At 64.4% G+C, this 22125-nt stretch carries 18 protein-coding genes; 8 read left to right on the forward strand and 10 right to left on the reverse strand.

Features of this window, described 5'->3' with window-relative positions:
- Positions 1–160 precede the first annotated feature (160 nt).
- Together BG023_RS11080 and BG023_RS11085 are read left to right on the forward strand one after the other, a co-directional pair.
- Positions 161–1381: an argininosuccinate synthase gene (locus BG023_RS11080; protein WP_069310507.1), complete on the forward strand. Its 1221-nt coding sequence runs from the start codon at positions 161–163 to the stop codon at positions 1379–1381.
- A 991-nt stretch (positions 1382–2372) separates the two neighbouring features.
- Positions 2373–2909: a septal ring lytic transglycosylase RlpA family protein gene (locus BG023_RS11085; protein ID WP_083234665.1), complete on the forward strand. Its 537-nt coding sequence runs from the start codon at positions 2373–2375 to the stop codon at positions 2907–2909.
- A gap of 9 nt (positions 2910–2918) precedes the next feature.
- On the opposite strand, the gene BG023_RS11090 is transcribed toward BG023_RS11085, so the two are convergent.
- Positions 2919–3326, reverse strand: a complete 408-nt coding sequence (locus BG023_RS11090) for a hypothetical protein (protein WP_069310508.1) — start codon at positions 3324–3326, stop codon at positions 2919–2921.
- Positions 3327–3537: 211 nt separating this feature from the next.
- On the opposite strand from BG023_RS11090, the gene BG023_RS11095 reads away from it, so the two are divergent.
- Positions 3538–4878 carry a sodium:solute symporter family transporter gene (locus BG023_RS11095; protein WP_069310509.1) on the forward strand — a complete coding sequence of 447 codons (1341 nt, stop codon included), beginning with the start codon at positions 3538–3540 and terminating at the stop codon, positions 4876–4878.
- Between the two features lie 120 nt (positions 4879–4998).
- Positions 4999–6222 carry a hypothetical protein gene (locus BG023_RS11100; protein ID WP_069310510.1) on the forward strand — a complete coding sequence of 408 codons (1224 nt, stop codon included), beginning with the start codon at positions 4999–5001 and terminating at the stop codon, positions 6220–6222.
- A 245-nt stretch (positions 6223–6467) separates the two neighbouring features.
- On the opposite strand, the gene BG023_RS11105 is transcribed toward BG023_RS11100, so the two are convergent.
- From BG023_RS11105 to uvrA, 5 genes are all read right to left on the reverse strand, one after another.
- Positions 6468–6950, reverse strand: coding sequence for a hypothetical protein (locus BG023_RS11105; protein ID WP_150122861.1), 483 nt, complete (start codon positions 6948–6950; stop codon positions 6468–6470).
- A 37-nt stretch (positions 6951–6987) separates the two neighbouring features.
- Positions 6988–7314 carry a hypothetical protein gene (locus tag BG023_RS11110; RefSeq protein ID WP_069310512.1) on the reverse strand — a complete coding sequence of 109 codons (327 nt, stop codon included), beginning with the start codon at positions 7312–7314 and terminating at the stop codon, positions 6988–6990.
- Between the two features lie 62 nt (positions 7315–7376).
- Positions 7377–7604 carry a hypothetical protein gene (locus tag BG023_RS11115; RefSeq protein ID WP_069310513.1) on the reverse strand — a complete coding sequence of 76 codons (228 nt, stop codon included), beginning with the start codon at positions 7602–7604 and terminating at the stop codon, positions 7377–7379.
- Between the two features lie 141 nt (positions 7605–7745).
- A complete protein-coding gene (locus tag BG023_RS14570) occupies positions 7746–10004 on the reverse strand; it encodes an SEC-C metal-binding domain-containing protein (protein ID WP_083234666.1) in 2259 nt (752 codons plus the stop codon).
- Positions 10005–10020: 16 nt separating this feature from the next.
- On the reverse strand, positions 10021–12924 hold the full coding sequence (gene uvrA, locus BG023_RS11120; protein WP_069310514.1) for an excinuclease ABC subunit UvrA: 2904 nt from the start codon (positions 12922–12924) through the stop codon (positions 10021–10023).
- Between the two features lie 454 nt (positions 12925–13378).
- On the opposite strand from uvrA, the gene BG023_RS11125 reads away from it, so the two are divergent.
- A complete protein-coding gene (locus tag BG023_RS11125) occupies positions 13379–13942 on the forward strand; it encodes a hypothetical protein (protein WP_190315761.1) in 564 nt (187 codons plus the stop codon).
- Here BG023_RS11125 and BG023_RS11130 read toward each other — a convergent pair.
- From BG023_RS11130 to BG023_RS11145, 4 genes are all read right to left on the reverse strand, one after another.
- Positions 13939–16005, reverse strand: a complete 2067-nt coding sequence (locus tag BG023_RS11130; RefSeq protein WP_069310516.1) for a TIR domain-containing protein — start codon at positions 16003–16005, stop codon at positions 13939–13941. The two genes, BG023_RS11125 and BG023_RS11130, sit on opposite strands and share 4 nt — an antisense overlap.
- A gap of 407 nt (positions 16006–16412) precedes the next feature.
- Complete coding sequence (locus BG023_RS11135) at positions 16413–17168, reverse strand: ABC transporter ATP-binding protein (protein ID WP_069310517.1); 756 nt, start codon at positions 17166–17168, stop codon at positions 16413–16415.
- Positions 17169–18167 carry a FecCD family ABC transporter permease gene (locus BG023_RS11140; protein ID WP_069310518.1) on the reverse strand — a complete coding sequence of 333 codons (999 nt, stop codon included), beginning with the start codon at positions 18165–18167 and terminating at the stop codon, positions 17169–17171. It abuts the gene before it with no gap.
- On the reverse strand, positions 18164–19009 hold the full coding sequence (locus BG023_RS11145; RefSeq protein WP_069311280.1) for an ABC transporter substrate-binding protein: 846 nt from the start codon (positions 19007–19009) through the stop codon (positions 18164–18166). The genes BG023_RS11140 and BG023_RS11145 overlap by 4 nt, the downstream gene beginning before the upstream one ends.
- Before the next feature lie 161 nt (positions 19010–19170).
- On the opposite strand from BG023_RS11145, the gene BG023_RS11150 reads away from it, so the two are divergent.
- From BG023_RS11150 to mdh, 3 genes are all read left to right on the forward strand, one after another.
- Positions 19171–20256, forward strand: a complete 1086-nt coding sequence (locus BG023_RS11150) for a cell wall hydrolase (RefSeq protein WP_233992992.1) — start codon at positions 19171–19173, stop codon at positions 20254–20256.
- A 149-nt stretch (positions 20257–20405) separates the two neighbouring features.
- On the forward strand, positions 20406–20735 hold the full coding sequence (locus tag BG023_RS11155; protein ID WP_150122863.1) for a hypothetical protein: 330 nt from the start codon (positions 20406–20408) through the stop codon (positions 20733–20735).
- A gap of 249 nt (positions 20736–20984) precedes the next feature.
- Positions 20985–21947: a malate dehydrogenase gene (gene mdh, locus BG023_RS11160; protein WP_069310519.1), complete on the forward strand. Its 963-nt coding sequence runs from the start codon at positions 20985–20987 to the stop codon at positions 21945–21947.
- Positions 21948–22125 lie beyond the last annotated feature (178 nt).

Genomic DNA, 22125 nt, shown 5'->3' on the forward strand with positions numbered 1-22125 from the left:
CTCACGCCCGGCGGAATTGCGCCACCGGACAGAGGTTTAGCACCAAATCCTCAAGGGACGATGGCTTGCGTGCGCCCCATCCCCAGTCGCGAAAGGCCGATTGCCCCCGCCCGCGCGCGCTGATAGGGGCGCGGCGCACCCATTCCCAAGGAACCCGTTCATGGCCCAGCCCCAGAAAGTCGTCCTCGCCTATTCGGGCGGTCTCGATACCAGCGTCATCGCCAAGTGGCTGAGCGTGGAACGCGGGCTGGAGGTGGTCACCTTCACCGCCGATCTGGGGCAAGGCGAGGAAATCGAACCTGCGCGCGCCAAGGCGAAGGCGATGGGCATCCCCGACAATCACATTTTCATCGAAGACCTGCGCGAGGAATTCGTGCGCGATTTCGTGTTCCCGATGATGCGCGCCAATGCCCGCTATGAAGGCGACTATCTGCTCGGCACCTCGATCGCGCGGCCGCTGATTTCCAAGCGCCTTGTCGAGATCGCGCACCAGACCGGCGCCGATTTCATCGCCCACGGCGCGACCGGCAAGGGCAATGATCAGGTGCGCTTCGAGCTTTCCGCCTATGCGCTCGATCCCGACATCAAGGTGATCGCCCCGTGGCGCGAATGGGATCTGACCAGTCGCACCGCGCTGATCGCCTGGGCCGAAGCCCACCAGATCCAGGTGCCCAAGGACAAGCGCGGCGATAGCCCGTTCTCGACCGATGCGAACCTCCTCCACACCTCCTCGGAGGGCAAGGTGCTGGAAGATCCGTGGCAGGAGACCCCGGACTATGTCTATTCGCGCACCGTCAATCCCGAGGACGCGCCCGATACGCCGGAATACATCACCGTCGATTTCGAAAAGGGTGACGGCGTGGCGCTTAACGGCGAGGCCATGAGCCCTGCCACCCTGCTCGCCGCGCTTAACGAACTCGGTCGCAAGCACGGCATCGGTCGCCTCGATCTCGTCGAGAACCGCTTCGTCGGCATGAAGAGCCGCGGGATGTACGAAACCCCCGGCGGCGAAATCTACGCCCGCGCCCACCGCGGGATCGAGCAGATCACGCTCGATCGCGGCGCGGGGCACCTCAAGGACGAGCTCATGCCGCGCTATGCCGAGCTCATCTACAACGGCTTCTGGTTCAGCCCCGAACGCGAGATGCTCCAGGCCGCGATCGACCACAGCCAGGACAAGGTCACCGGCACGGTGCGGCTGAAGCTCTACAAGGGCCTCGCCAGCGTGGTCGGGCGCAAGTCGCCTTTCTCGCTCTATTCCGAAGCCCACGTCACCTTCGAGGATGACGCCGGGGCCTATGACCAGAAGGACGCGGAAGGCTTCATCAAGCTCAATGGCCTGCGCCTGCGCCTGCTCTCGCGCCGCAACCGCGACGCCTGATTTGCCGTCTTCTGGGTGTTGAAAAGCGAGTCGCTGCGCTGTCCGCAGCGGCTTGGCCCCTGTAACGTGACAGTCTGAAGGCGGTTTCGTTCCCGCCATGCCGATCGTTTCGCGACAAATGCGACGAGGCGTTGAGTTATCCACTCGTGTCCACAGGGCAAATCGCCCGAAGTGGAAAAGTCGCCGGTGCGGATGTTGTCAGAACGCCGATTCAGGCGCACTTTCAACTTGTCTTCGGGACACGGAGCAACCGGAACGGAAAGCCGCAAGGCCTTGAAGTTACCGGGGTTTTGATCCCAAGGATGGCGGTGACATCTGTCCACGCGCCTATCGAGAGACGGCATGAGGGAGGCTTCGGCCAAACGCAAGCCGGATCGTTTGAGACGGGAGCGACGCGGTGGAACCGGACAGGCCAAGAACCTGGCCGAAGACCGGATGAAGCGAAGAAGGCGCAAGCCGGAAACGCAGCATAACGGATCGGTAAAGGAACGCGGTCTCGGCCAAGCGAATGCGCATGGCAGCGGAATGCGGAGCCTTCGGGCGAGAGCGGAACGCGGCAGGGCAGGAGCGAAAGCCGGATGCCGGCGCGAGCGCCGGTGACGAATCCCGGAGCGGGAAGTCGCAAGACCGAACGCATCGGGGCCAGACATCGGGCGCCAAGTATGCCCCGGAGCAGGCACATCGGAAGGTTCGCCGGAAGATTGCAGAGCGAGGGGTGTCCACACGCCGGTGAGAGTGGGGTCGGCAGCGATGCCGGCCCCATTTGCATTGTGGTCTATGCGACTGTTTTACCGGCCCCCAAGCGGTCCGAATTCGCGGCTCAGCCGAGTCGCTGCGCCCCCGGACCGGCCCTTTTTGGCTCTCAGCTCGCTCACCCTAAGCAACACTTCACCGCGATTCCGGCTCGACTCGCGGCCCAATCGAACCCTTCCGGCGATGAACCGCGCCCGCGATTTGCCTTTTGCGCAGCCCCCGATCTATCCGCGCCGCCATGCGGACGGGAACGCAGATCAAGGGCCAGCTAGGCCGCAAAATGCAGACGGCGATGGTTGCCGCCCTGCTCGGCCTTGCGCCGATGGGAGCCTCCTCGGCGCTGGCGTCTGATCCGGGTGCCAATGCGGCCGACACCGCCACCAGCGCCGCCGTGATCGAGCTTGTGCCGGTTCCCCTCACCACCGAAGTCACCGCGCCCGCCTCACAGGCCGAGGAAGCTCCTTCGGCGCCGCAGGAAACCGTGATCGGCCGCGGTAGCGCCTCCTATTACGCCGCCAAGTTCCACGGCCGCCGCACCGCCAGCGGCGAAGCCTTCGACAACAACGACATGACAGCCGCGCACCGCACCCTGCCCTTCGGCAGCCGCGTGCGCGTCACCAATCCCTCGACCGGCGCCAGCGTGATCGTGCGGATCAATGATCGCGGGCCCTTCACCAAGGGCCGCCTGATCGATGTCAGCCGCGCAGCCGCCGACCAGCTCGGCATGGTCGCTCGCGGCCACGCCACGGTCGAACTTGCCCTGATCGAAGACTGATCGGCGCGTTCAGGGGTTGGCCGAATAGGTCATCCCGAGCGACGAGGTATCCCCCGTAATCTTGAGCTTGAGCCGCGCCATGGTGCGGTCCGAGGTATTGCGCAGCAGCGCCATCTCGCCCGGCCCGAAGCTGGCGTTGACTTCGCCGCCGGGGGCCACAGTGCCGCGCAGCACCGCGCTTGTCGCGCCCTCGCCCTTCCCCAGCACGACCACCGCGACCGGCCCTGTGTTGCGTCCGGTGACAGTGAAGCCCCCTTCCTGCCCGCCGCCCAGTTCAAAGGTCTGTCCGGCCTCGATCTGGAGGTTCGAATTGATCGTGGCATGGGCCGAAACCGCAAGCAGCGCGGTCGCGGCGATCGCGGCAAATCCGGCCGAGATGCGGCGCAGACCGAAGGGCGACATATGGGCATAGGACATTGATGGCATTCCTTTCGTTCCAGCCCGTCCGCCAGCAGCTACGCATCTGTCGGCGCAGAAGATGCAACAGGACTTGCACCCAGCGTAAGCGCGGTTAGACCGTCGCGCTTCGCATACCGCGCCGGAGCCTCTCCCGGCGGGTCGTAAGGGGAATACGGCCATCACGCTTACACTGATCCTGCTTTATGTCGCGGTCCAGATTGCCCTTGCGGTGTGGGCCGGTCGCGGCGCGAAGTCCGATGCCGATTACCTTGTGGCCGGACGCAGCCTCGGCACCTTTGCGGTCGGGATGTCGCTGTTCGCCACGTGGTTCGCGTCCGAAAGCCTGATCGCGACCTCGGGCGAAGTGGCGCGCGACGGGCTGGCGGGCGCGCGGGCCGAGCCCTTCGCCTACGCCGTCGGCATCCTCGCGATCGCACTCTATTTCGCCCACCGCCTGCGCTCAGGGGGTTTCATCACCATCGCCGATTTTCTGCGCGACCGGTTCGGCCCGCGCACCGAGGGGATCGCCGCCATCGTCATTGCGCTCAGCGCCACCACCTGGTCGGCCGCGCAGCTGTTCGCCTTTGCCACGATCATTGCCGGAGCATCGGGGGTCGATTTCACCACCGGGCTGATCGGCGCGACGCTGCTGGTGATGACCTATACCCTGTTCGGCGGGCTGGCGGGCGACGTGGTGACCGATATCGTGCAGGGCGCGATCATCATCGTGGCGATCATCATCCTGTTCGCGCTGATGGTGAATGCTGCGGGCGGGTTCGGGCCGATGTGGGACGCCGCTCCGCCCACGATCTGGACCTTTACCGCGCCAGGCGAGAGCTGGATCGACCGGGTGGAGTTGTGGCTGATCCCGATTGCCGGAACGATGGTGAGCCAGGAAGCGCTGTCGCGCACGCTCGCGGCGAAATCGCCCGAGGTGGCGCGGCGCGGTGCCTTGCTGGGCGCAGCGATCTATCTTGCAGCGGGCCTCGTGCCGGTCAGCCTCGGCCTGTTCGGGCCGCAGCTTGCCCCCACGCTCGGAGTCACGCTGGGTGCGGACGAGGCCTATCTGCCGAGCCTCGCCAATGCGCTGTTCCCTTCGTGGCTGAGCATCATCTTCACCGGCGCGCTGGTCTCGGCGATCCTGTCGTCGGTCGATTCCGCGCTGCTGGCCGTGTCGGCGGTGATGACCGAAAGCGGGTATCGCCGCCTCGCCCCGAACGCCTCGCCGCTGGCGATGCTGCGTGCGGCGCGCGGCTCGACGATCTGTGCTGCCGCAGTGGCGGCCGTGCTGGCCGCGCAAGGGGAAAGCCTCAGGAACCTTGTGCTCGATGCCGGCGCGATTGCGGCCGTGCTGGCGGTGCCGATCATCGTCGGACTGACCGGGTGGTCGCGCTCGAGCCGCGCGGCGCTGGCCGCGATCGTGGTGCAGGTCGGGGTGCTTGGCGTGCTCGACTACGGGCTCGGTGTGCCGGGGGCGTTCCTGTGGATGATCGCGGCGGGCGCGGCGACCTTTGCCGCAGTGGCATTTGCCGAGCGGCGGCGCGAAGGGTTAACCGCCACCGCGCGTTAACCCCTTGGGTGGGCATAGCGGATTGCTAACCACCCATAGGGTTAACCCTCAATTGCCCCCCGGTCACCGTGCGGTCATATCCGACCTCCGGAGACAGGCCCCTGGGTGGACGGAGACGCCATGTTCTATCTGCACATTCCCAAGACCGGCGGCCAGACCCTCGCCCGCCGGCTTGCCTCGGCCTACCCGCCGGGGCGGTCCCATCTGCAGGTCGATCAGTTCAGTTATCCCGATGACGGGATGGCCTTCGACGCCTGCCTTGCCGCGCATGATTTCGTCGAGGCGCATGTCACCGGCGAACTGCTTCAGGGCCGCGCGATCCCCGATCTGCTGGTCACGGTACGCGATCCGGTGGCGCAGATCATGTCGAACTTCCGCCACATCCGGCGCGAGCCGCACCGCCGCCTGAGCCGCGCCGCGCGCGAGCTCGATGCCGGTACGTTCTTCGATCATTTCGGCGACTTCTTTGCCGATTTCCAGACCCGCTACCTGCTCTCGGCCTTCTTCCCGCTCGCGATCGAGGAGCAGCGCCGCGACTACTGGCCCTGGGTGCTGCGCCGCCTGCCGCAGGTGCTCGAACGGATCCGCTGGCTCGTGCCGACGGAGCGGATCGACGCCTTCGTGCCGCTGTGGGAGAGCGAGACCGGCCGCTGCGTGGCCGAGCGCGACTATGCCACCAACCATGCTCCCGATGACGACCTCGATCTGGCTGCGCTCGAGGCCGCAATCCGTGCGCGCCCGGCGCTGTTCGCGCTCGACAACATGCTCCACCAATACGCCCACAGCCAGTTCGCTGCCTGGGCCGAGGACATGTGCGAGCGCGCTGTGCCGTGGAGCTATCCCGCCAATGCCAGCCGCGTCTTCTCCGACAATGCGGGCGGTGTGTGGCTGCGGCGGGGGTGGTATCCGGCCGAGCCGACGACGCTTGGCACGGGCAACTGGGCCGGCCCCTCGCGCCGCAGCGATATCGCGGTCCGGCGCGGCGCGGGGCAGACGACACTCGCCTTCGAGGTGATGGTGATCAACGGCATCACCTTTGCCGATATCACCGCGCATGATGCCCGCAGCTTCGATCCCCTCCCCCTCCAGCGCGAGGCGGTGGCGGAGGATCACTGGCGCTACCGCATCGACCTGTCCGCCCTGCCCCTCCAGTGCGACATCGCGCTGATGGTCCCAGATTGCTTTGCCGCGATCAATGTCTTTCCCGAGGGCGAGGATGGCGGGTTGGAGCGGCGCAGCTTCCTGGCCGGCGGATGGAGCCTGAGCGAAGTTCCGGTGGCGCGCGCGGCGCCTATGGCGGCGGCGGATGCCCTTCCCCCGTTTGAAGCGCTTCCGGCCGAGTGAGCGGGCCTGGGGCCAGCCTGAGGGGGGTCTAGCGCAGGTCTAAGGGGGGTCTAGAGGGGGGTCTGGCAGGGGTCTAAAGCGGCCTGAACCGGCGCTAGCGGGGAATGTTCCACGCTTAACCCGCTGAATTCACGCGCTTCCGAATGTTCCACGCTTGCCGGAACATCGGCAGTGTGTCCTCACCCCTGCCGCGCCGCCCTTTCAGCCCTACCAGCCACCCGCGCCGTAGGAAAACCCGCCCGCGCTCACCACGCCCCCGCCAGCATCGCCTTGAGCCATTCGCGCAGCTGATACTCCCAGACACCCCCATAGACCGCATAGGCCGCCAAGAGCGCCGAGAGCCCGAGTGCCGCCGCCAGCGTCTTGCGCTTGTCCGGCCCCGTCAACGCATCGGCCCCCGGCAGACGCAGCTCCCCGCCTTTCCGCAGCCGCGCCACCAGCGGCGTCGCCACGATCGCGAGCATATAGAGGAACGGAAACACCCAGATCAGCTTCCACACCACATCGCCGACCAGCAGCGAGAGCAGCAGCATCACCAGCGCCGCCGGAATGATCAGCATCGGCCAACCATCGCGAATGGTCTCGATCGCCGCGTCCACCCGGGCGCGGTGATGCACTTCATCGATGGGCAGTTCGCCGTGTTCGTCGCGCCAGGGATCAGGCTGCGCCCAGATCGGCACGTCGTCCGGCGGCGGCGCGTTGGGGGACGGCTCCTCCGGCATGCTCACCCCTGCGCCCCCTGCCCGCTTGCGATCATCACGCGGCTCAACCGGTCGGCAGCGAAACGCCCGCCGCGCCCGCACAGCTGCGCGCGATGCCTTCCACCTGCGATCTGTCGCCGCCCATCATGTCTGTGATTTCGAGCCCCTCTGCCGCCAGCCTGTCGACGAGGCAGGCGCACAGCTGCGTGCCGGCCGAGGGATCGGGCGCCATCTGGCCGAACTGCCGCTCGCACTTGCCGATCGCCGCCGCGCGCACCTCTTCCGGGGTCTGCGGCCCGCACCCGCCCAGCATCAGCACGGCCCCCAGCATTGCGCCCAGCCCGGCGATTGTCCTGCGCTCAACCTGCATCGCATCACCCTCCCCGATCATCGTGGAGGCGCGAGGCTAACCCCTTGCCGGGGAACGGACAAGCGGGATCACTTCCGCCGCGCTCAGTCGAGGATCGTGCGCTGCCGCCCGAACATCACCCGCTCATTGGCGAGGATCGCCTCGCGCGCCTCGTCGGACATGCCCCCCTGCGTTTCAATCCGCCCGTCGCGGACCCGCTCCAGCCACCCCGCGACGAAGGCGCAGCCCGCCGGATCCCGAGACTCCGCCGCTGCCTTGAGCGGACGGGTGTTCGGACGGGAATTCGGACGGGATGGGGGAGTGAAAGCCATGCGCGCGCTCCCTTGCGAGGCGAGAGGGACGAAACGGCGTCAGCGGATGCTGGTCAGCGCGGGGAGGATGCGCCGCGCGGGTGAGCTGAGGGCTGACGCCTGCGCGCGAGGGTAGAGGGGGTGCGGGGGTGTAGGAAAGGATCAATCAGATCGAAGGCAGCACCGCTTGTACTTTATTCCGCTACCGCAGGGGCAGGGCGAATTTCTTCCTGCCTTCATGCGCTCATTGCCCGGGCCGACCCAACGAGGAACTGACCTGACCTTCAGAGATTTTGCTTCATCATCCAATGTCGGATCAAATTTCCACTTTCCTAGACGACCAAGCGCAAATCTGACTTGGGATGAACTGGGATCCATGCAGACGCCAAACCATCTGCCCGCCTTATGTATGTATTTACGCATCTCTACGTGATTTACGAGCTTCCTAAAAGCGTCATCATCTGAAAGGTTGTTACAATGAACCGTTAATCCCACGTTCCCGTCTGATAACGGGATTGTGACATCATGATTATTTGAGTCCCTTTGAGCCTCTCTAATAGCTCGTTCAATCCATTTATTTGCGCTGTCCCACGCTTGAGAACTTAGGCTCAACAAAAATTCGCCAAGTTGGTGAACATCTGCACGCTCAGATGTATCGACCTTCTGAAGCATTCGCCCAAGCGGATTGTCGAGGTCACGCGTGAGTAAGCCTGCTGGAGTGTCTTTGCCGGGCAAGCCTCTTCTTCGCGCATTTAAAGCGATGTCGATCTCAAGAACGAAATCGTCCTCCACCATCATTAGTGTGACGTTGTCTTCAATATGCAAATTATTCTTAAGGTGCATCCCGAAAATGTTTAGCTCATGAGAGGCTATTATGTTATCTAATAGTCTCGCCCTTTTACAAAGGTAGTCAGAGACGTACAAAGGTGTTCTTAGAAATTCCGTGATGACATCCAACGTGAAAATATCTAGAACAATCGGCGACATTAATTCTTCAAAATTCTCAGTTTTTAAAAACTGAGAAACTTGGTGAGATAAAGAAGGATAGTTTTCACTAGATATACAAATTGGATAATATTCATCGACGTTCTTAAAAATGTCTCGATCTACAATAATACTGTCTATTTCAACATTGAGTCCCGACTTTGCGGCTTTTACGCAAGATACCGCCTGATCATAAGATTTTTGTACGGCTTCCTCGAAATCTTTTGATATTTTTATTTCATCACCTGCTCTAGCTCCTTCCGTAAGCCCCTTTGATTTTATCTGAATCATGAACGCACGTCGTCCATGAATAACAAGGGCGTCTAATTCTCCTGCAATCTTCTTTTTTGTTTTGCGAAATATAACGTTTCTAAAGATACTACCTTCCGGGAACGCTCGACCGAGAAGACGAACTGCCTCAGACTCGGCGAATTTCCCACGATTCTCGGAAGCGACAGCAAGGTAATCTAGATCCTCCCGCATCCAATAAGCGGGTGAAGCATAAATAGCTTCGCATCCGACATACTCAAGCAACATCGTAATTCTTCCATCATTCAACCTAATAAAAGGGAATATGGCGGCTTGGTTTCTCGCGAATGCACTAACATAATTTTCATTCTTTGAATCATCGGGAACAGAAAATTTATAAATTATTTTTTCAACCACAATTTTATCGAGAGATGAGAACGACACAGCATCCTCGATAGTGAAGCAGAAAAGATCAATGAAGGTCCAATAATTAGGATTAGTCGATCTAAGTTTTTCAACGTTCCCTTGGAGAGTGTCGGCGAGCCAATCGATCAATTCTGAAATGAAGGTCGCGGCATCGTCGATCGTAAACCCGGCATTCTCCATGAGCCATGCACGATCCTCTCGATATCGAGCTTTCGCGAAATCCGTGTACTGGTAGGGAAAGGCGGATTCGGCAGCATAGAAGATCGCTTCACGCATAGCGGAACCCGACCCCATCGGGCTTTCCACACCGTTTCCAGCCGCTCTTGACTGAAGAGCCGCCATGAAGTCGCGATGGGTCGGTGCTATCATTGCTGCGTGAAGCTCGTGAAGAAGTCGATCAGACTTCTCCATCATGTCTCGCAGCTTTTTAGCTCCGGGGTGCTCAATGCTGCGATCCCCGCGAAGCCAAAGACCGATAAGAACCGTTATCTCTGTACGGATTAGTCGCTCAGGGTGGTAAATCCGTTGATAATCTTCCTTCGTCACCGTCTCGCCAAACGTAACCACGTTATCACGAAACACCAGAGCACATAGGGCATGTATGTACCCCGGCTCCCGACAGAGGAGTTCCAATTGGGTGAATATATCTTCTTCTTTGCCCAACTCAGGAGACTGTACGGTCTCATAGAGGTTTGGCAGGCTCTTAAGTGGCAATTTCTTATTCGGCTTTCTAGGCCTTCCGGCTTTTCCTCTTTTCGCCATTTCGAACCGCCCAACCCTATCTCATTCGCCGCCCCAACAACGGCGCTAGATACTGCCCCGTAAACGACCGCGGCTCCAACACGACCTTCTCCGGCACACCCTCCGCCACAATCTCCCCACCCCGCACGCCGCCTTCCGGCCCCAGATCGATGATCCAGTCGGCGGTCTTGATCACGTCGAGGTTGTGCTCGATCACCACGACCGAGTTCCCGCCATCGACCAGCCGGTGCAGCACCTCCAGCAGCTTCCTCACATCCTCGAAATGCAGCCCCGTCGTCGGCTCGTCGAGGATGTAGAGCGTCTGCCCGGTTGACCGGCGGGCGAGTTCCTTGGCGAGCTTCACGCGCTGCGCCTCGCCGCCCGATAGCGTCGTCGCCTGCTGGCCGACCTTGACGTAGCCGAGGCCCACCTCGTTCAGCATCCGCATCTTCTCGCGGATCGAGGGCACGGCCTTGAAGAACTCCTCGGCATCCTCGATCGTCATGTCGAGCACGTCGGCGATCGAGTGGCCCTTGAACTTCACCTCCAGCGTTTCGCGGTTGTAACGCTTGCCGTGGCATTCCTCGCAGGTGACGTAGACATCGGGGAGGAAGTGCATCTCGATCTTGATGAGGCCGTCGCCCTGGCACTTCTCGCAGCGCCCGCCCTTGACGTTGAAGGAGAAGCGCCCCGGCTTGTACCCGCGTGCGAGGCTTTCGGGGAGGCCCGCGAACCAGTCGCGGATCTGGGTGAAGGCGCCGGTGTAGGTGGCGGGGTTGGAGCGCGGGGTGCGGCCGATGGGGGACTGGTCGATCTCGATCACCTTGTCGCACATCTCGAGCCCGGTGATCGCGTCATGCGCCCCCGCGATCACCCGCGCCCCGTTGAGCACGCGCGCGGCGCCCGCCTGCAAGGTATCGATGGTGAGCGAGGATTTGCCCGATCCCGATACGCCGGTGATGCAGGTGAAGGTGCCGAGCGGGATTTTCGCGGTCACGCCCTTGAGGTTGTTGGCGCGCGCGTTCTTGACCACGATGTGGTGCCCGTTGCCCTTGCGGCGGGTGGTCGGCACGTCGATCTTGCGCTTGCCGGTGAGGTAATCGGCGGTGAGGCTGCCCTTGGCCTTGAGGATGTCCTTGAGGGTGCCCTGCGCCACCACCTCGCCGCCATGCACGCCCGCGCCGGGGCCGAGATCGACGATATGGTCAGCCGCGCGGATCGCGTCCTCGTCATGCTCGACGACGATCACCGTGTTGCCGAGATCGCGCAGGCGTTTGAGCGTTTCGAGCAGGCGGTCGTTGTCGCGCTGGTGGAGGCCGATGCTGGGCTCGTCGAGCACGTAGAGCACGCCTGACAGCCCGCTGCCGATCTGGCTGGCGAGGCGGATGCGCTGGCTCTCCCCGCCGCTGAGGGTGCCGCTGGTGCGATCGAGGTTTAGGTAGTCGAGGCCGACATTGTCGAGGAAGCCCAGCCGCTCGTTGATCTCTTTCAGGATGGCCTTGGCGATCTGGCTCTGCTGGGGGGTGAGCTGCGCGTCGAGCCGGAGGAACCACGCCTTGGCATCGGCGACGCTCATCTGGACGGGCGTGGCGATGTCGGTGCCGGCGACCTTGACCGAGAGCGCCTTTTCATTGAGCCGCTTGCCGCCGCAGGTCTCGCAGGCCTGCGCGGTCTGGTACTTGGCGAGCTCCTCCTGCATCCACGCGCTTTCGGTCTGCATCAAGCGGCGGTTGAGGTTGCCGATCACGCCCTCGAACGCCTTGTTGACGGTGTATTCGCGGCGGCCGTCCTTGAAGGTCAGCGGCACCGGCATCCCGCCTGTGCCGTGAAGGATGATGAGCTTCTGGTCGGGGGCGAGGTCTTTCCACGGGGTCGTCAGATCGAAGCCGTATGCCTTGGCGAGGCTGGCGAGCACCTGCATGTAATAGGGCGACGGCGGGTTGGACTTGGCCCAGGGCACCACCGCCCCCTGCTTCAGGCTCAGCCCCTCGTTCGGCACCACGAGCTGCGGATCGAACAGCATCTTCTCGCCGATCCCGTCGCAGGCCGGGCAGGCCCCCTGCGGCGCGTTGAACGAGAACAGCCGCGGCTCGATTTCCTCGATGGTGAAGCCGGAGACCGGACAGGCGAACTTTTCGGAGAAGACGATGCGATTGGGCGGCAGACCTGCGCCCTTCATTGCCCCGCCCTTCCCTTCGTCCTCGCGCCCCGGCACCACGCCATCGGCGAGATCGACATAGGCCAGCCCCTCGGCGAGCTTCAGCGCGGTTTCGAAGCTTTCGGCGAGGCGGGTTTGCAGCCCGTCCTTCACCGCGATGCGATCAACCACCACCTCGATGTCATGCTTGAACTTCTTGTCGAGCGCGGGGGCCTCCTCGATCGGATAGATCTCCCCGTCGATCCGCACGCGGGTGAAACCCTGCCGCTGCCATTCGGCCAGCTCCTTGCGGTATTCGCCCTTGCGCCCGCGCACCACGGGCGCGAGCAGGTAGAGCCGCGTGCCTTCGGGCAGGGCCATGACCCGGTCGACCATCTGGCTGACTGTCTGCGCGGAAATCGGCTCTCCGGTGGCGGGCGAATAGGGCGTGCCCACGCGCGCCCACAGAAGGCGCATATAGTCGTAGATCTCGGTTACCGTCGCGACCGTAGAGCGCGGGTTGCGGCTGGTGGTCTTCTGCTCGATGCTGATCGCAGGGGACAGCCCGTCGATATGCTCGACATCGGGCTTCTGCATCATCTCGAGGAACTGGCGCGCATAGGCGCTGAGGCTCTCCACGTAGCGCCGCTGCCCTTCGGCATAGATGGTGTCGAAGGCGAGGCTCGACTTGCCGCTGCCCGAAAGGCCAGTGACCACGATCAGCGCATCGCGCGGCAGATCGATATCGATACCCTTGAGATTGTGCTCGCGCGCACCGCGGACGGAGATTTTGGTCAGGCTCATGGGAGCGGTCTGTTCCGTAAATGTTCACTGATGTAAAGAGCGCAGTGGGGCGATTTCCCACCCCTGCCTGGGTGGAGCGAGCGGTGGCCGCATTGGTTCCGGCCGAAGCCGCGCGGCGGCGCAATTCCCTGCGCGGCAGCGGGCGTGCACTTATGGTTTACAACCCCCTAAAATCGGCGCATTTATTCGCCATGCCTGCCGGCAGCATGGTTTTCCCGGCAAGCAAGGGCCGTGATGGGCCGGAACGCGCGTTGCGCCCGGCAAGATCGACAAGACACCCATCCGGCGATCGGATCGCAGCAGCTATGCGCGGCTTGTCCGGCGACCCTTGCGGGCACGCGCGTTGTCGATCGCTCCAAGGGACGGGGGAAATGATATGCCAACATTGACGGAAAAAGACTTTCAGGCACAGGATTCGCTGAAAGACAGGTCGATCACCATTAAGGTTTCGCCGGTGCTTAATTGGATCGATCCCATCAAGCCGACAATCGAGGCAAGTTCGATCGGATTCACGGTAATTGCCAGCGATCCGGCCGGTACAGCCACGGTCGACACCTCGGGATCGGTCAATATTTCCCAAATGCCGGCCGCGCCGGGATATGACGAGAATATCGATATCACCCTGCTGCTGGACACCAGCAACATGCGCGACGCCAACGGCAACCTGTTGACCGGCGACAACACGCCGCGCTGGGCCAAGTCCGATGAAGGTACGACCTACACCGACAGTAAGGGCAAGACACAGCACTGCGGTTATGGCTGGTTCTGCGAGATTACCAATTACGGTCCGCCGCTCCAGTATCAGGCCCTGCCGCCCATCGACATCGCCAAGATGGCCTTCAAGCGCAAGGACGACCTCAATCTGGTCATCGAGGACAAGTCCGATGATGGCAGCCCGCCCTACGCGTTCAAGTTCGGCTTCGTTCTGCCCGGCCAGTACAACGAGTATTTCATCAGCATCGACCCGGTGCTCAGCACCAAGAGCACCCGCACCACCAGCTTCATGCTGAAGGACTAGCGCAAACGTTCTGCGAGATAGGCGGGGTGACGGAAGCCCCGCCTGTCCAGCGCTGCGGCGACCTCGCGCGCCTCGGCTGCCCTGCCCAGCCGCTTGAGCAACGCGAAACGCTCGTCATCCAAGCTTGCCGAGGCTGGCGCGACTGACAGCGCTTTCGTCCAGGAGCTCCGGGCGGCATCCGCAGCCCCAAGCCGCGCCTCAATATCGCCCGTCAGCAGGAGCGATACGGTATGATTAGTCTGGTCGGCATCGCCTGCGGTCAGCGCGGTAGCCTGTTTGATCAGAGCGCGCGCTTCGCGGGCATTGCCGCTCGCCAGTGCCAAGCGAGCGCGGTTGACAAGCGCCTTGTGGCGTTCCGATCTCGACCACTCGGTGTTCGCGGGGTCCTTGGCCATCATCCGCTCAAGCAGCGCGGTCGCATCGTCGAGCAGTGCGCGGCTTTCCTCGAAGCGGCGAGCGTTGACGAGGGTCGCCGCCTTGTCGAGTCGGGCGCCAACTTCGGTCTGTTGCCATTCGGTATTGGCGGGCTCGATCCGGCGCAGGTCGGCATTCACCGCCAATCCCTGATCGTGCGCGCGGATCGCTCCCTCGATATCGCCGCTTTCCAGCTTTATCCGCGCGAGGAACTGAAACGCGACGGACAGTCGGTTCTTGGCCATCGTATTGGCGGCATCGCGGCGTAGCACCTCTTCGCAGATCGCGATTTCCCGCTGGTGCAGGGTCAGCGACTCCGAAAGCTTGCCAAGGCTATGCTTGCCGATCCCGAGCCAGTTGACGGCAATGGCGAGCTCGACTTGCCTTTCGGCATCGAAGGGGCCGCTTTTGGCAACGCTTTCAGTCAGGCGCATCGCATTGGCAAAGGCCGGCTCGGCTTCGGCGTGCCTGCCCTGGGCGTTAAACATGACGCCGAGATTGCTGTAGGCGTAGCTGCTCTCCATCTGCCACTTCGGGTTCTTCGGATCGATCGCGATAAGCCGGTCGGCAAGACGCTTGTATTCGCGGAACTGCGTCTCGGCCTCGCCGTATTGACCACGATTATAGGCGATAGCGCCCACCCAGAACACGCTCTGCGCGTGGTCGAAGAGGCGCTGCTGGTTGTCGGGATCGCGCGCGAGCTGCTCTTTGGTGGTAGCCGCCGCCTGCTGAAAGGCGCGCAGGGCATCGTCGCTGTCGCCGCGGATATTGCTCACCTCGCCCACCAGCAGCAGCGCCCGCGCGCGGCGGCCGAGCGAATCCTCGTCGAGATCGCCGAGCTTCTGTTTCGCGTAGTAATCGAGCGCGCGCTGGCCGACCACGTCGAGCGCATCGAGCCGTCCGACCGGTTCGAGCTTGTCGCGCAGGTCGGTGAGCATGAACTCGACCAGCCCGTCAGCCTGATTGCGCTGGAACTCGGCCTCCTTGCGCGCTTCGACCGCGAAATAGGTCAGCGTGCTCATCACCGCCGCCAGCGTCAGCGAGGCGGTGACGACGAGGCGCGTGCGCAACACGCGGCGGCGATCATCGCGGCGAACCAGCTCGTCGAGCCCCACGCCGAGCATCGCGGCGGCCAGCTTGAGCTTGGCCCGCCGCTTGCCGTCCCCGCTGTCGCGCGCATCGGCAGCGAGCGGCGCATCCTCGGGAATATCGGTGATCGTCAGATCAGCGGCGACATGGTGGGTCAGCGCCTTGGGGAAGCATTCGTTGGCGGGATCGCCCGGCTCGCCGCCAACGATCAGCGCCAGCACCTTGGACGGATCGCGATGGGTCTTGAACCAGGCGAGCTCGCGGTTGACCCATTGCGACTTGGCCGAATTGGGCGAGCAGACGACGATCAGGAACTCGCTGTCCGCCAGCGCGGCTTCCACCGCCGCGCCGATGCTGGAGCCGGCGGCTTCTTCCTCGCGATCCTTGAACAGCGGGTGCAGCCGCGCGGGCACGGGGCCGTGGCCCTTGTCCTTGCCCACCAGCACCCGCGGGGTGCGATAGGTTTCGATCTCGTGCTGGAGCCACTTGCCCCATTTGGCATCGGCCCAGCTGTAGCTGATGAACGCTTTGTACCGATAAGCGTCCTTGTGATCGCCCATACCAACTCCCCAAGCTGATATCCGGTGAGGGAGGCTCTGAAGGTCTCCTTGCCGCCGGTGCGACGCCCGCGAGACGGAGCTTAGGCGATTTGCCCGAATAGGCAAACATACGGGGCCATGAATGAACGACGACCAGCCCGAAATCAGGCGCCGGAACGGCAGGCAGGGTGAAATCAGCGATTAAAACCGGAGGTGTGACGGCATGAACACTACATATTTTTCAATAGGATAGGTCTAAATCAGCCACCCCTACAGGAAAAATGAAGTCGCCGCCGGTGTCGGGACAGGCCATTTCGAAGTCCTCACACCGGTCTCCCGTCGGGGCTCCCAGGGTCGCAACCTGGCACGTCTACCGAGGCACGGCTTGGAGCCGGGCGGTAACAGTATAGCACCCCAACACCTTGCTGTTACCGCCCGGTTCCTACCCCATCCACCACCAGCGCCTGCTTGCCCGGCTCGCCCACCCAAGCCGCCGCGATCTCCCAGCCTTGGGCAATCACCGCAGGCGCAAGCGCATCGCGCGGTGCGCCGTCAGCGATCAGATGGCCGCCTTTCATCACCAGCACCCGGTCGGCATGGTTCATTGCAATGGCGAGATCGTGGAGCACCACCACCACCCCCTGCCCCGCTGCGGCGCAGGCCTTGAGATGCGCGATCAGCCCCAGTTGATGCGCCAGATCGAGCGCGGCGAGCGGCTCGTCGGCGAGGATCCAGCGCGGGGTTCCGGCGAGCACCCGCGCGAGCAGCACCCGCGCCCGCTCCCCGCCTGAAAGTTGGCTGACAGGCCGGTGGCGCAATTCCTCAAGTGCAAGCGCGGCGATGGCCGCCTCCACCTCGCCTGTGCCGCGATCACGCCACGGCAGACGGCCCAGCGCCACAAGGCTTTCCACCGCCACATCCCAGGCGACATCGGGGGTCTGCGGGAGATAGCCGATCGCCTGCGCCCGCGCGCGCGGATGCATCGCGGCGAGCGCCTCTCCATCGAGCAACGCCCCGCCAGCCGCCGGCTCCAGCAGTCCGACGAGCGCCAGCAGCAGGCTCGATTTGCCCGCGCCATTGGGGCCGACAATCGCGGTGATCGCGCCGGGGGCCAGCGTCGCCGAAAGCCCTTCGACCACAACCGCGCCGCCGCGCCGCACGCTGAGGTTTTCCGCCGCCAGCATCTACAGCGCGCCTCGCCGCATGCGCAGCAGCAGCCAGCCGAAGAACGGCGCACCGATCAGCGACAGCGCAATGCCGAGCCGCAGTTCGGTGACCAGCGGCAAGATCCGCACGATAGAGTCTGCCGCGAGCACGAGCACTGCCCCCGCAAGCGCGCTCGGCAGGATCAGGCTGGAAGGCAGCCGGTCGGTCAGCGGGCGCACCAGATGGGGCACGATCAGCCCGACGAAGCCGATGATCCCCGCCACCGCCACACCCGCGCCAACAGTCAGCCCTACGCCCGCCACCAGCAGCACCAGCAGCCGCCGGGGATCGACCCCGAGTGAACGCGCCGCATCCTCGCCCAGCGTCAGCGCATCAAGGCTCCGTGCCGCCAGCGCCAGCACGCCGATCCCCGCGAGGGTCAGCGGCGCAGCAATCGCCACCTCGCGCCACGAACGGTCGGTCAGCGCGCCGTTGAGCCACATCACAATCTCGGACAGCGCGAAGGGATTGGGGGCGAGCGTGATCGCGAGTGCGGTGAGCGCGCCCGCAAGGCTCGCCAGCATGAGCCCTGCAAGCGTGAACAGCGCAATCCCGCCCCCTGCTCCGCCCGCCGCATCAGAAGATGTGCGGCCCGCAATCAATGCGAGGAGCGCCATGCCCAGCCCCGCCCCCGTCAGAGCCAGCAGGGGAAGGCTCAATGCAGCAAATGCGGGCGGGAACAGCGCGCCAAGCCAGAAGCTCGCCACCGCGCCCAGCGCTGCCATCGGGGCAATGCCGAACAGTCCGGGATCGGCGAGCGGATTGCGCAGATAGCCCTGCATCGCCGCCCCCGCAGCGCCCAGCCCCGCGCCGATCACCACTGCCAGCACCGCCCGCGGCAAGCGCAGCTCAATCAGGACCAACTCCGCATTGGGCGTGCCATCGCCCAGCGGCGGAATCCACACCCTGCCCGCCAGCAACGAGAGCGGCACCAGCACGGCGAGCAGCGCGGCAAAGATCAGGCTCGCGCGGCTCATGGCAATGCATCCACCTGATCGCGGATCGCCCGCAGCCGTGCCCGCGCCTTGGGAATGGTCGGCCCGCCGCAATAGATCAGCGATGGGTCGAAGGGGGCGATTACCATGTGCTTCCACGCGCCCTCCAGCAGCGGATGGCGCTGGCCCGGCGCATCGCCCGCCACCAGCAGCACGGTGGGCCGGTGCATCACAACCCATTCGAGCGAGACACGGTCGGCCTGATGCAGGCCCCTCGCCTCGGCGTGGCTATAGAATCCTTCCTGCCGCATCAATTCGACGATCAATGTCTGTTCTCCCGCGACGATCTCGCCCGGTTGCCACAGCAGCGCGCTCACCGCCGGGCGGGTGTTCGCCGGTACCTCGGCAATCCGCGCAGCGAGCGCCTCGCCCGCTTCCGCGTGGCCCGCCAAAGCCGCGACTTCGCGCACCTGTGCCGCGCTTTCGGCGATGGTTGACGGACTGCCGAAGGTGGCAACCTTGAGCCCAGCCCGTTCGAGCGCGCTGCGGGTCGGCTGGGGGAGATAGACCGAGGCGAGCACGAGATCGGGCTGGAGCGCGATGATTTCTTCCGCTGTCCCGCCGGTCACGCCGTAGCGCGCCGCGACCTTCGCGGGGATCGAGCTCGAACCGGCATCGCGGCTGTAATGCGACAGCGCCAGCACCTGTTCGGGCGGCGCCATCTCGACAAGGATCGCATCGAGGCAGGGGTTGAGGCTGACGATCGTCGGCAAGCCCTGATCGTGCGCGCGCGGGGTTGTGGCGGGCGCGCAGGCGGATACGACGAACACACCCGCCAGCGCCGCTGCCAGCGATGCGCGCCGTGGCCCTCGCGGCCTGCCCATGGTGTTGCGATCCCGCGCCATATCCCTCGTTGCCCGCGATAGGGCCGGGGGCCTTGGCGCGCAACGGGTTAAGACATGCGCGGCGGCTGTCCATGAATGGGACGCGGGGGTGCTGGGCGCTCGCGAGGACGGCAGGTCGGGGCTAGGGCCAAGCCCAGGTCATGACCCACTTCGCCCCCTTCTCCGCCTTTCGCAACGGCCCCGCCGCACCGCGCAAGACCTGGCGCAAGCGCTTGGCCGTGCTGCTCGCCGCGATCACCGTGCCCGCGATGGCGGCGCCCGGAGGCTTCACCTCGCTTCCCGGCCCGGCGGTCGAAAGCACTGCCGCGCTTGCCACCCGCAAGGCCGCAGCCGCCGCGCTGCCGTTCGAGCGGCCGGGGATGAGCTTTCCCGGCTCCGCCTATTTCTACATGGCCGATCCCGCAGGCAGCGCCCTGCGCGCCCTGCCCGATGCCGATCCGCTCGGCAACGGAGCCGAGGCCGGACGCGCGCTCGGCTCGCTGATCGATGTCGGCGCGCCCGCCAAGCCGTTCTTCGCGCCCGGCACCGGCATCAGCGCAGCCCGCGCGCAGACCTGCCTCGCGCAGGCCGTGTGGTATGAGGCCGCCAGCGAGAGCGAGGCGGGCCAGCGCGCCGTGGCGCAGGTGGTGCTCAACCGTGTGGCGCACCCCAGCTGGCCGTCGAGCGTGTGTGGCGTGGTCTATCAGGGATCGGAACGCCAGACCGGCTGCCAGTTCACCTTCACCTGCGACGGCAGCCTTGCCCGCCGCCCTTCGGGTGCAAGCTGGGCGCGCGCGCAACGGATCGCGGCCGAGGCGCTGTCGGGCCGGGTCTATGCCCCTGTCGGCCTCGCCACGCATTACCATACGCTGTGGGTCAATCCTTCGTGGGCCGGATCGCTCGACCACATCGGCTCGATCGGCGCGCACCGCTTCTACCGCAATCGCGGCGCGAGCGGCTCGGCAGCCGCCTTCCGCGCGAACTATGCCGGGTTCGAGCCGCTGGTAAGCGGACGCACCACCGCGCCCATGCCCGTGCAGACCGCGAGCGCGACCTACACCCCTGCCGCGCTGACCGCGAGCGCGGCTCCTTCGGCCGCAATTCCGGCGGCTCCGGTGGCGGCGGCACCCTCGGCCCCGGCGCCTTCAATTGCGGCTCCGGTCACCGGCTCGGTCAAGCCCGAGTTTGCCCGCGCGGGGCAATGGAAGACCCCGCCCGCCAGCGCCCAGGCCCCTGCCGCCGAATAAAATCAGCGCCTTGCGGCGAGCCCGCAGAACAGGGTTAAAGCGCGCGAAACCCTGTTGCCATACCAAGCCTTAGCGGCGAGGGACTATACCCGATGACACACGCCGCGCCGTCAGAGTGCGGGTGTCGCAATCGGGAACGCATAAACACAATGTCCATTCGCTTTGCCCCCGCCCGCCCTGCCATCCGCCGTCCCGGTTGGCAGGCCGCGATGCGTGGAATGATCGCGCCGGCCCTCGCGCGGGCCGCCAACGACAATGGCGACCAGCCGCGCCAGACCGTCACCTTCGATCCGCTGCTGACCGAGGCCCTGCGGCATTTCGCCGTGCACGGCCTTGCCGCCGCCGAAGCCGCGCGCGATGAGGCCGGAGAGGCGCATAGTCGCGGCGATGCCGAGGCGCGGTCGCATTGGCTGGCAGTCACCGGGATGTTCGACCGCCGCCTTGCCGCAGCGGCAAGGCGCGATCTCACCCCCGCCTGACCAGGCCGGCGGTGCGATACGGTGTTTCCCTGATGTGCCGATCTGCATGACTTAATGCAATTGCGAACTGTTTGCAAAGATAGTTGCCACAACCGACCTTTTGATGGTTGCAATCGCCTTTTGAGGGGCCTACCGCCCGTTTCGTAACGGGTGCCGAGCCGCTTGGGACGGGGGTTGGCACCAGCGCCTATTCCCAGAGCGCGCGCCCCACAACTTCGTCCCGACGGATCAGGGAAGGAAGTCCACATAATGGCCCGCAAGAAGATCGCCCTCGTCGGCGCTGGCAATATCGGCGGCACTCTCGCTCACCTCGCCGCGCTCAAGGGCCTTGGCGACATCGTGCTGTTCGACGTGGTCGAAGGCGTCCCGCAGGGCAAGGCGCTCGACCTTTCGCAGTGTGGCCCGGTTGAAGGCTTCGACGCTTCGATCACCGGCACCAACGACTATGCCGACATCGCGGGCGCCGACGTGGTGATCGTCACCGCCGGTGTCGCGCGCAAGCCCGGCATGAGCCGCGATGACCTCCTCGGCATCAACCTCAAGGTGATGAAGGCGGTCGGCGAAGGCATTGCTGCCAACTGCCCCGATGCTTTCGTTATCTGCATCACCAACCCGCTCGACGCGATGGTCTGGGCGCTGCGCGAGTTCTCGGGCCTCCCCGCCAACAAGGTCGTCGGCATGGCCGGCGTGCTGGATTCGGCGCGCTTCGCGACCTTCCTCGCGTGGGAATTCGGCGTTTCGGTGAAGGACGTGAACGCCTTCGTGCTCGGCGGCCACGGCGACACGATGGTGCCGGTGCTGAGCTACTCGACGATCAACGGCATCCCCGTAAAGGACATGGCCAAGATCAAGGGCATCTCGGAAGACCGCTTGGACGAAATCGTCCAGCGCACCCGCTCGGGCGGCGGCGAGATCGTCGCGCTGCTCAAGACCGGCTCGGCCTTCTATGCCCCCGCCACCAGCGCAATCTCGATGGCCGAAGCCTACCTCTACGACCAGAAGCGCATCCTGCCCTGCGCGGTCGAGGTCAACGGCCAGTACGGCGTTGACGGCCTCTATGTCGGCGTGCCGGTGGTCATCGGCGCAGGCGGCGCGGAAGAAGTGATCGAAATCAGCCTCTCGGACGAAGAGAAGGCCAACCTCCAGGTCAGCGTCGATGCGGTCAAGGAACTGCTCGATGCGTGCAAGGCGCTGGATAGCTCGCTGGCGTGATGCAGTCCGATGATCAAATGGCCAAGCCGGAAAACATGGGAAGGACTTGCATTGCTCGTCCTTCTCCCGGCCGTCATTTTCTTCGGCGCGTGGCAGGCCACACCATATCTAGCAGTCGCTTTGTATGCGCCCGTCGGGTTAATCCTGTTGGCCGCCCTTGTTCTGGGCAGCGCCAGAG

The organism is Porphyrobacter sp. LM 6 (assembly GCF_001720465.1).
GTDB lineage: Bacteria > Pseudomonadota > Alphaproteobacteria > Sphingomonadales > Sphingomonadaceae > Erythrobacter.

Excerpts from the sequence above, each read along its gene's own strand:
- mdh (WP_069310519.1), top strand. The coding sequence starts at position 20,985 with ATGGCCCGCAAGAAGATCGCCCTCGTCGGCGCTGGCAATATCGGCGGC.
- BG023_RS11080 (WP_069310507.1), top strand. The coding sequence starts at position 161 with ATGGCCCAGCCCCAGAAAGTCGTCCTCGCCTATTCGGGCGGTCTCGAT.
- uvrA (WP_069310514.1), bottom strand. The coding sequence starts at position 12,924 with ATGAGCCTGACCAAAATCTCCGTCCGCGGTGCGCGCGAGCACAATCTC.
- BG023_RS11100 (WP_069310510.1), top strand. The coding sequence starts at position 4,999 with ATGTTCTATCTGCACATTCCCAAGACCGGCGGCCAGACCCTCGCCCGC.
- BG023_RS11130 (WP_069310516.1), bottom strand. The coding sequence starts at position 16,005 with ATGGGCGATCACAAGGACGCTTATCGGTACAAAGCGTTCATCAGCTAC.
- BG023_RS11090 (WP_069310508.1), bottom strand. The coding sequence starts at position 3,326 with ATGTCCTATGCCCATATGTCGCCCTTCGGTCTGCGCCGCATCTCGGCC.
- BG023_RS14570 (WP_083234666.1), bottom strand. The coding sequence starts at position 10,004 with ATGGCGAAAAGAGGAAAAGCCGGAAGGCCTAGAAAGCCGAATAAGAAA.
- BG023_RS11150 (WP_233992992.1), top strand. The coding sequence starts at position 19,171 with ATGACCCACTTCGCCCCCTTCTCCGCCTTTCGCAACGGCCCCGCCGCA.
- BG023_RS11140 (WP_069310518.1), bottom strand. The coding sequence starts at position 18,167 with ATGAGCCGCGCGAGCCTGATCTTTGCCGCGCTGCTCGCCGTGCTGGTG.
- BG023_RS11155 (WP_150122863.1), top strand. The coding sequence starts at position 20,406 with ATGTCCATTCGCTTTGCCCCCGCCCGCCCTGCCATCCGCCGTCCCGGT.
- BG023_RS11110 (WP_069310512.1), bottom strand. The coding sequence starts at position 7,314 with ATGATCGGGGAGGGTGATGCGATGCAGGTTGAGCGCAGGACAATCGCC.
- BG023_RS11085 (WP_083234665.1), top strand. The coding sequence starts at position 2,373 with ATGCGGACGGGAACGCAGATCAAGGGCCAGCTAGGCCGCAAAATGCAG.
- BG023_RS11145 (WP_069311280.1), bottom strand. The coding sequence starts at position 19,009 with ATGGGCAGGCCGCGAGGGCCACGGCGCGCATCGCTGGCAGCGGCGCTG.
- BG023_RS11135 (WP_069310517.1), bottom strand. The coding sequence starts at position 17,168 with ATGCTGGCGGCGGAAAACCTCAGCGTGCGGCGCGGCGGCGCGGTTGTG.
- BG023_RS11115 (WP_069310513.1), bottom strand. The coding sequence starts at position 7,604 with ATGGCTTTCACTCCCCCATCCCGTCCGAATTCCCGTCCGAACACCCGT.